The following is a 2,332-nucleotide window of genomic DNA, read 5'->3' as shown; positions in this document are numbered from 1 at the left end:
CCTCGACCTCAAGCGCCCGGTGTACGCGCAGACCGCCGCGTACGGCCACTTCGGCCGCGAACTCCCCGACTTCACCTGGGAACGCACCGACCGCGCCGACGCCCTGAAGAAGGCGGCGCGCGCTCCGGAGGCGCGAAAAGGGGAAGAGGTCTGATCGTGCGGATCGCTGTCACGGGTTCCATCGCGACCGACCATCTGATGACCTTCCCCGGCCTGTTCGGCGAGCAGCTGCTCGCCGACCGGCTCGACCGGGTCTCCCTGTCGTTCCTCGCCGACAACCTGGAGGTCAGGCGCGGCGGAGTGGCAGCGAACATCGCCTTCGGCCTGGGCGTGCTCGGCCTGCGTCCCGTCCTCGTCGGCGCGGTCGGCGCCGACTTCGAGCCGTACCGGGTCTGGCTGAAGGACCACGGCGTCGACACCGACGCGGTGCGGGTCAGCGAGACCCTGCACACCGCCCGGTTCGTCTGCACCACCGACCGGGACCAGAACCAGATCGCCACCTTCTACGCGGGGGCGATGGCCGAGGCGCGCGCGATCGACCTCCGCGAGGTCGCCGCCCGCACCGGCCGCCCGGCCCTGGTCCTGGTCTCCCCGGACGACCCCGAGGCGATGCTCCGGCACACCCGCGCCTGCCGCGACCTCGGGATCCCGTTCGCCGCCGACCCCTCGCAGCAGCTCGCGCGGCTCGACGGCGACCAGGTGCGGGAGCTGGTGGACGGGGCCCGGTTCCTCTTCACCAACGAGTACGAGACCGCCCTCCTGCTGGAGAAGACCGGCTGGACGGAGGCGGAGGTGCTGCGCCGCACCGCCGCCTGGGTCACCACCCACGGCGCGGCGGGCGTACGGATCCGGGGCGCGGGCCGCGACCGGCTCGCCGTCCCCGCCGTCCCCGTCCCCCGCGTGGTCGACCCGACCGGCGTCGGCGACGCCTTCCGGGCCGGCTTCCTCGCCGCCACCCTGTGGGGCGTCCCCGAGCGGTGCGCCGCCCAGCTGGGCTGCGCCGTCGCCGCGACCGTCCTCGACTCCGTCGGCACCCAGGAGTACCGGCTCCGCCGGGAGCCGCTGCTCGACCGGATCAGGACCGCGTACGGCGTCGGCTGCGCGGCCGCGCTCGTCCCGCATCTGAGGGGGCTGACATGAGGCGTTCGCTGCGGGAGGAGTTCGCCCGGCGGGTCGTCGTCGCGGACGGCGCCATGGGCACCATGCTCCAGGCCGCCGACCCCACCCTGGACGACTTCACCGGCCTGGAGGGCTGCAACGAGATCCTGAACGTCACCCGGCCCGACCTGGTCGCCGCCGTCCACCGGGAGTACTTCGCCGCGGGCGTCGACTGCGTCGAGACCAACACCTTCGGCGCCAACCTGGCCGCGCTCGCCGAGTACGGCATCGAGGACCGCGTCCACGACCTGTCCGAGGCGGGCGCCCGGGTGGCCCGCGAGGTCGCCGACGCCTGCACCGCCGAGGACGGCCGGCCCCGCTGGGTCCTCGGCTCCATGGGCCCCGGCACCAAGCTCCCCACCCTCGGCCACGTCGCGTACGGGCCGCTGCGCGACGCCTACCAGCAGAACGCCGAGGGCCTGGTCCGCGGCGGCGCGGACGCCCTGCTCATCGAGACCTCGCAGGACCTGCTCCAGACGAAGGCGGCCGTCGTCGGCGCCCGCCGCGCCCTGGACTGGATCGGCCTCGACCTCCCGGTCATCGTCCAGGTCACCGTGGAGACCACCGGCACGATGCTCCTGGGGTCGGAGATCGGTGCGGCGCTGACGGCGCTGGAGCCGCTGGGCATCGACATGATCGGCCTGAACTGCGCCACCGGCCCGGCCGAGATGGCCGAGCACCTGCGCTATCTGGCCCGGCACGCCCGGATCCCGCTGTCGGTGATGCCCAACGCGGGCCTGCCGGTCCTCACCTCCGACGGCGCCCACTACCCCCTGAGCCCGGAGGAACTCGCGGACGCGCAGGAGGAGTTCGTGCGGTCGTACGGGCCCGCGCTGGTCGGCGGCTGCTGCGGTACGACCCCGGCGCACCTGCGGGCCCTCGTGGAGCGGGTGCGGGGCGCGGCGGTCCTGGACCGCCGCCCGGTTCCCGAGCCGGGTGCGGCCTCGCTCTACAGCCACGTGCCGTTCCGGCAGGACACCTCGTACCTCGCCATCGGTGAGCGGACGAACGCGAACGGGTCGAAGAAGTTCCGGGAGGCCATGCTGGACGGCCGCTGGGACGACTGTGTGGAGATGGCGCGGGACCAGATCCGCGAGGGCGCGCACATGCTCGACCTGTGTGTGGACTACGTGGGCCGGGACGGTGTCGCGGACATGGAGGAGCTGGCGGGCCG

The 2,332-nt window shown here is 74.0% G+C and carries 3 protein-coding genes; all 3 read left to right on the top strand.

Annotation, left to right across the window (positions count from 1 at the left end):
* Positions 1 to 154 (top strand): methionine adenosyltransferase domain-containing protein (locus IF73_RS40825; protein WP_158822276.1); only part of this gene is annotated, 154 nt, incomplete at its 5' end.
* A gap of 2 nt (positions 155 to 156) precedes the next feature.
* Positions 157 to 1,140 (top strand): carbohydrate kinase family protein, encoded by a 984-nt coding sequence (locus IF73_RS0136930; RefSeq protein ID WP_031015865.1) that lies wholly within the window; start codon positions 157 to 159, stop codon positions 1,138 to 1,140.
* On the top strand, positions 1,137 to 2,332 hold a 1,196-nt coding region (locus IF73_RS0136925), incomplete at its 3' end, for a homocysteine S-methyltransferase family protein (protein WP_031015863.1). The genes IF73_RS0136930 and IF73_RS0136925, both read left to right, overlap by 4 nt.

Origin of the sequence: Streptomyces sp. NRRL F-5727 (assembly GCF_000719555.1) — a bacterium.
Lineage (GTDB): Bacteria > Actinomycetota > Actinomycetes > Streptomycetales > Streptomycetaceae > Streptomyces.
The sequence above is the reverse complement of the archived record's forward strand: the minus strand, read 5'-3'. Positions and strand labels throughout refer to the sequence as shown.